The sequence below is a fragment of the Streptomyces sp. SID1328 genome (assembly GCF_009865595.1).
In the GTDB taxonomy this organism is placed as follows: domain Bacteria; phylum Actinomycetota; class Actinomycetes; order Streptomycetales; family Streptomycetaceae; genus Streptomyces; species Streptomyces griseoluteus.
In genome coordinates this window covers 1-6,141 of sequence record NZ_WWKH01000984.1, presented here as the reverse complement: position 1 = coordinate 6,141, position 6,141 = coordinate 1, and the positions used below count along the sequence as shown (strand labels likewise).

Annotated in this window: 5 protein-coding genes and 1 pseudogene; 3 read left to right on the top strand and 3 right to left on the bottom strand. The window is 71.0% G+C overall.

Annotation, left to right across the window (positions count from 1 at the left end; all coding sequences use genetic code 11):
* Both GT030_RS31560 and coxB read right to left on the bottom strand, forming a co-directional pair.
* On the bottom strand, positions 1 to 660 hold a 660-nt coding region (locus GT030_RS31560), incomplete at its 3' end, for a cbb3-type cytochrome c oxidase subunit I (RefSeq protein ID WP_346009786.1).
* On the bottom strand, positions 657 to 1,607 hold the full coding sequence (coxB, locus tag GT030_RS31555; RefSeq protein WP_086690043.1) for a cytochrome c oxidase subunit II: 951 nt from the start codon (positions 1,605 to 1,607) through the stop codon (positions 657 to 659). The genes coxB and GT030_RS31560, both read right to left, overlap by 4 nt.
* Before the next feature lie 367 nt (positions 1,608 to 1,974).
* Between coxB and GT030_RS31550 the strand changes: the two genes are divergently transcribed.
* A complete protein-coding gene (locus GT030_RS31550) occupies positions 1,975 to 3,369 on the top strand; it encodes a cysteine desulfurase/sulfurtransferase TusA family protein (RefSeq protein WP_161204015.1) in 1,395 nt (464 codons plus the stop codon).
* Between the two features lie 100 nt (positions 3,370 to 3,469).
* Here the strand turns inward: GT030_RS31550 and GT030_RS31545 are convergent, their stop codons facing one another.
* A complete protein-coding gene (locus GT030_RS31545) occupies positions 3,470 to 4,444 on the bottom strand; it encodes a carbohydrate kinase family protein (protein ID WP_161204014.1) in 975 nt (324 codons plus the stop codon).
* Positions 4,445 to 4,575: 131 nt separating this feature from the next.
* Between GT030_RS31545 and GT030_RS31540 the strand changes: the two genes are divergently transcribed.
* Together GT030_RS31540 and GT030_RS31535 are read left to right on the top strand one after the other, a co-directional pair.
* The gene (locus tag GT030_RS31540) at positions 4,576 to 4,770 is read left to right on the top strand and encodes a hypothetical protein (protein ID WP_161204013.1); all 195 of its coding nucleotides are present in this window, start codon (positions 4,576 to 4,578) and stop codon (positions 4,768 to 4,770) included.
* Between the two features lie 108 nt (positions 4,771 to 4,878).
* Positions 4,879 to 6,141, top strand: a pseudogene (locus GT030_RS31535) (hypothetical protein); the annotation flags it as partial.

Below are 6,141 nucleotides of genomic sequence, written 5' to 3'. Positions count from 1 at the left end.
GGTCAGCAGCACGTTCCACACGAAGATCGGCATGCGGAACATCGTCATGCCCGGAGCGCGCATGCAGATGATCGTGGTGATGAAGTTGACCGAGCCGAGGATCGTGCCGAAGCCGGAGAAGGCCAGACCCATGATCCACATGTCGGCGCCGATACCCGGCGAACGGACCGCGTCCGACAGCGGGGAGTAGGCGAACCAGCCGAAGTCGGCCGCGCCCTGCGGGGTGAGGAAGCCACCCACGGCGATGGTCGAGCCGAACAGGTAGAGCCAGTAGGCGAACATGTTCAGCCGCGGGAACGCCACGTCGGGCGCGCCGATCTGCAGCGGCATGATCCAGTTGGCGAAACCGGCGAACAGCGGCGTCGCGAACATCAGCAGCATCACGGTGCCGTGCATCGTGAACGCCTGGTTGAACTGCTCGTTGGAGATGATCTGCATGCCCGGGCGCGCCAGCTCGGCACGCATGAGCAGCGCCATCACGCCACCGATGAGGAAGAACGCGAACGACGTCGCCAGATACAGCGTGCCGATCGTCTTGTGGTCAGTGGTCGTCAGCCACTTGATCACGACGTTGCCGGGCTGCTTGCGCCGGATCAACAACTCGTTGTCGTTCGAGTCCTCGGTCGCGCCGGCACCCTGGGGTTCGTTGAGGATGCTCACAGGTTGTTCGTCTCCCGGTTCTTCTCGTGGCTCGTCTGCGCGATGCCGGCGGGAATGTAACCGGTCTGCCCCTTCTTGGCGAGGTCCTTGAGGTGCTGCTCGTACCGCTCGGGGGAGACGACCTTCACGTTGAACAGCATCCGGGAGTGGTCGACGCCGCAGAGCTCCGCGCACTTGCCCAGGAAGGTGCCCTCCTTGTTGGGAGTCACCTGGAAGGCGTTGGTGTGGCCCGGAATGACGTCCTGCTTCATCAGGAAGGGCACGACCCAGAAGTCGTGGATGACGTCACGCGAGGTCAGCACGAAGCGGACCGTCTTGCCCTTGGGCAGCCACAGCGTCGGGCCGGGGTTGCCGGTCTGCGGGTTCCGCGTACCCGGCGTACCGACGTCGTAGACGCCACCGGCGTTGGCCGGGAACTGGTCCACGAACCGCGTGGGGATGGCCGCGAGGTTCGGGTCCTTCTTGGCGTCACCGGTGGAACCCGGCACGTTCTCGATGTAGTTGAAGCCCCAGCTCCACTGGAAGCCGACCACGTTGACCGTGACGTCCGGCTTCTTCTCCAGGCTGAGGAGCTTCGATTCGTCCCGCGCGGTGAAGTAGAAGAGCACCGAGACGATGATGATCGGAACCACCGTGTACAGCGCCTCGATGGGCATGTTGTACCGCGTCTGCGGCGGAACCTCGACCTTGGTGCGGCTGCGCCGGTGGAACATGGCGCTCCACAGGATCAGGCCCCACACCAGCACGCCGGTAGCGAGCGCGGCCGCCCACGAGCCCTGCCACAGGGAGAGGATGCGGGGAGCCTCTTCCGTGGTCGGGGTGGGCATGCCAAGGCGGGGGAAGTCCTTGTATGTGCAACCGGTCGCGGTCGCAAGGACCAGGCCCGCGGTCAGTGCCTGGAGCAGCTTCCGCCGCGTCGCGCGCCGCGGCTTGGGGGTACCGCCCACGCCTTTCGGGCGAAGGGGGAGGTCGGAGCCGTTGGGACTCACGTAGCGCCTTCCCGAGAGTCTCGCCCGCGCTGTCGGCTGCGGCCTTCTCGCTGGTCGGTCGCCGCCCTGCGTCGGGCAGGGGTTTGGATGTTTATGCGGACCAAACCCTAGCCGACGGTCTCCGACGGTTCGCGGGGAGGGGGGCATACGCGTCGTCGGGTCGTTCTGAGGGGTGTTGCCGGGGGGCCAATCGCCGTTGTTGTTCCGGTTTGGGGGTTTGCGCGGCACCGTTGTGGCTTGTCGCGCCCCGTGGCGGAGCCGCGCGTGGACACAGCCCCGCGCCCCTCGAGGTGGGGACACGTGACGCTCGTTCTAACGTTGGTCCGTGGCTTTCTTCGATGTGGCTTCCGGGGCTCCGCTTCATCCTGTGGCGCGGCAGGCGTTGTTGGCGTCTCTGGATGAGGGGTGGGCCGATCCGGGGCGGTTGTACCGGGAGGGGCGGCGGGCGCGGCTGCTGCTGGACGCGGCCCGGGAGGCGGCGGCCGAGGCGGTGGGGTGCCGGGCGGACGAGGTGGTGTTCACGTCGTCCGGGACGCAGGCCGTGCACGACGGTGTGGCGGGGGCGTTGGCCGGCCGGCGGCGCGTCGGACGTCACCTGATCGTGTCAGCGGTCGAACATTCCTCGGTCCTCCATTCGGCGGACGCGTTCGAGGCCGGGGGCGGTGCTGTCACCCGAGTGGGCGTCAGCCGGGCGGGGGCGGTGGACCCGTCGGCGTACGCGGAGGCGCTGCGTACGGACACCGCGCTGGCGTGTCTGCAGTCGGCCAACCACGAGGTGGGCACCGTGCAGCCGGTGGCCGAGGTGGCCGGGGCCTGCCGGGCGGCCGGGGTGCCGCTGCTGGTGGACGCGGCCCAGTCGCTGGGCTGGGGCCCGGTGCCCGAGGGCTGGTCGCTGCTGACGGCCAGCGCGCACAAGTGGGGCGGTCCCTCGGGCGTGGGTCTGCTGGTGGTGCGCAAGGGCGTGCGCTTCGCGGCGCGGGGGCCGGGCGAGGAACGGGAGTCGGGGCGCGTCTCCGGCTTCGGGAACATCCCGGCGATCGTGGCCTCCGTGGCCGCGCTGCGGGCGGTACGGGCCGAGGCCGACGCCGAGGCGGTACGGCTGCGGGAGCTGACCGAGCGGATTCGGGCGCGGGTGCCGCGGCTGGTGCCGGACGTGGAGGTGGTGGGCGATCCGGAGCGGCGGCTGCCGGGGACCGTCACCTTCTCCTGCCTCTACGTCGACGGCGAGGTGCTGCTGACCGAGCTGGACCGGGCCGGCTTCTCCGTCTCCTCCGGCTCCTCCTGCACCAGCGGCACCCTGACCCCGAGCCATGTGCTCAAGGCGATGGGCGTACTGAGCGAGGGCAACGTCCGCGTGTCGCTTCCGCCGGGCGTGGCGTCGGAGGAGGTCGACCGTTTCCTGGAGGTGCTGCCGGGCGTGGTGGCGGGAGTCCGCTCCCAGCTCGGCGCCCCGGAGCCGCGGGTGGAGGAACGCCCGGCGGAGCTGGTGGTCGACTCCCTCGGCAAACGCTGCCCGATCCCGGTGATCGAACTGGCCAAGGTGTTCGCCGACGTCCCCCTGGGCGGCACGGTCCGCGTCCTCTCGGACGACGAGGCGGCGCGCCTGGACATCCCGGCGTGGTGCGAGATGCGGGGGCAGGAGTACGTGGGCGAGGAGGAAGCGGAACGGGGAACGGCGTACATCGTCCGCCGGGTGAGCCGGCCGGAGGGGCCGAGGTGATCCGGGGCGCGGGGCCGTAGTGCATCGGCGGCTCCGCCGCGCGAGCACGACCAGCCCGAACGGGTCCGCGGCGAACCACGGACCCGTCGAGGCGGAAACGTCAGCTCAGGTGCTCACGGACCTCGGCCGCCGCATCCTCGCCGTACGCCTTGGTGAACCGGTCCATGAAGTGCGCCCGCCGAAGCTGATACTCCTGCGTACCCACGGTCTCGATGACGAGAGTCGCCAGCATGCACCCGACCTGGGCCGCCCGCTCCAGCGAGACCCCCCAGACGAGCCCTGACAGGAACCCGGCGCGGAAGGCGTCACCCACACCGGTGGGGTCGGCCTTGCGCTCCTCGTCCGGGCACCCCACCTCGATCGGGTCCTCACCGACCCGCTCGATCCGCACACCCCGCGAGCCGAGCGTGGTCACCCGGTGCCCGACCTTCGCGAGAATTTGTTCATCGCTCCAGCCGGTCTTGGACTCGATGAGCCCCTTCTCGTACTCGTTGGAGAACAGGTAGGTCGCGCCGTCCAGCAGGATCCGGATCTCCTCGCCCTCCATACGGGCGATCTGCTGGGAGAAGTCCGCGGCGAACGGGATCGCGCGGGACCGGCACTCCTCGGTGTGCCGGAGCATCCCCTCCGGGTCGTCCGCGCCGATCAGCACGAGGTCCAGCCCGCCGACCCGGTCCGCGACCGTCTTCAGCTCGATCAGCCGGGCCTCGCTCATGGCGCCGGTGTAGAAGGAGCCGATCTGGTTGTGGTCGGAGTCGGTGGTGCACACGAAGCGGGCGGTGTGCAGGGTCTCCGAGATACGGACCGACTCGGTGTCCACGCCATGGCGGTCGAGCCAGGAGCGGTACTCGTCGAAGTCGAAGCCCGCTGCGCCGACGAGGATCGGCCGGGTGCCGAGCTGGCCCATGCCGAAGGCGATGTTGGCGCCCACGCCGCCCCGGCGCACGTCCAGGTTGTCGACGAGGAAGGAGAGCGAGACCGTGTGCAGTTGGTCCGCTACGAACTGGTCGGCGAAGCGGCCGGGGAAAGTCATGAGGTGGTCGGTGGCGATGGAGCCGGTGACTGCGATGCGCACGGCTGGCGTTCTCCTGGCGGGAGGGGGAGCTGACAGTTCACGCTACCCGTAATCGGGCAGCCACTGAAGCGGGGAAAACTACCCGATAGTAGATCTTTCTTCACCGGCCCTGCCGTGCCTACGGTGCGCTCATGACGAACCTCAGGCCCGACGACCTCGAAGTGGACCTCCCCGCGCTGCGCGGCGACTGCGCCCGTATGGCCCCCCACTGGGCCCCGCCCGAGCGCCCGGCCACCCGCCCGGTCCCGCTCTCGCTGATCCACGGGGTCCGGGTGCCGGCCCGGTCGGCACGGCTGGTGGACGCGATGTCCGACTACGGCGACTGAGCCGGCCCTCGCCGGGGCGCGCGGAAGGGAACCGTGCGCTCCCCTCGCGCGTCCCACCGCCGTCCCCCGCGCGGGAGACGCGGGGCACGAGCAGCGAGGAGCGATGCGGTGACCAAGGAGCGACCCGAGAACCCGGACCGGTCGGAGTCCGAGCCGGAGCCTTCGCCGGAGCAGGCATCGGCGCCGGCGGAGCAGCCCGCCGCGACCTCGGAGACTGCCGAGGCCGCTGAGACCGCCGCGACCTCCGAGACCGCCGGGGCAACTGAGACCGCCGAGGCCGCTGAGACTGCCGAGGCCGCTGAGACCCGGACGGGTGAGGAACCCCCTCCCGCCCCCGCCGGGCGCCCCCGTACCGCCGCAATCGTCGCCTCCGTCGCCGCCGCCGTCCTGCTCGTCGGCGGCGGGGGCGCCTGGCTGGCCTCCGGAACCGGGTCGGACGGCAAGCAGGCCGAGGCCGGGAGCAAGGGCGCACCCCCGCCGCTCGCCCTGGACAGCAAGCCCGGCACCGGCTCCCCCGGCATCGCCGTCGGCGAGCCCGACCCGAACGGCCGAGTTCACTACGTCATCAAGGGCGACCTCCCCGACGGCCCCCGTTCCGCCCCCGTCCACCTCGCGGACGACAAGGCCGGCAGGGACGAAGTCGCCCGCCTGGCCAAGGCGTTGGGGATCGAGGGCGCACCCGTGGCCGACGGCACCGGCTGGCGGGCCGGAGAGCGGGAGGGCGGGCCGGTCCTGCGGGTCACCGGCGCCGACTGGTCGTACACCCGTTACGCGCCCGGCACCGACAACTGCCGCAAGATCACCGTCTGTGCGCAGGACCCCGCCGCCCCGGCGGACGAGCCGGTCGGCACGGCGGAGGCTGAACGGGTGGCGCGGCCGGTACTGAAGGCGCTGGGGCAGGACGACGCGAAGATCGACGCCAGCCAGGTGATGGGCGGCCGTCGGGTGGTGAACGCCGACCCGGTGGTGGACGGTCTGCCCACCTACGGCTGGACGACCGGCCTGACCGTGGACGAGAAGGGCGACATCGTCGGCGGCCACGGCATGCTGGCGCGGCTCGCGAAGGGCGACACGTACCCCGTGCTGGGCGCGGCCGACACGGTGAAGCTGATGAACAAGCAGCCCGCCGGGGGCCACCGGATGGGCATCGGCGGGTGTGCGAGCCCGGTGCCGCTGAAGGACCGCCTGGAGCAGCCGTGCGGAGCCTCCACCGGCTCCCCCGCCGCACCGAAGGGCGATGTGGTGACGGTCGAGAAGGCGGTGTTCGGACTGGCCGCGCAGCCGGTGGACGGCCGCCAGGCCCTCGTACCGTCCTGGCTGTTCGAGGTGCGCGGCTCGGCGGCCCGCGGCGCCTTCACGGTGGCGCATCCG

What these genes read in the sequence shown, in the direction of transcription:
- GT030_RS31540 (WP_161204013.1), top strand. Translation starts at nt 4,576, where the DNA reads ATGACGAACCTCAGGCCCGACGACCTCGAAGTGGACCTCCCCGCGCTG.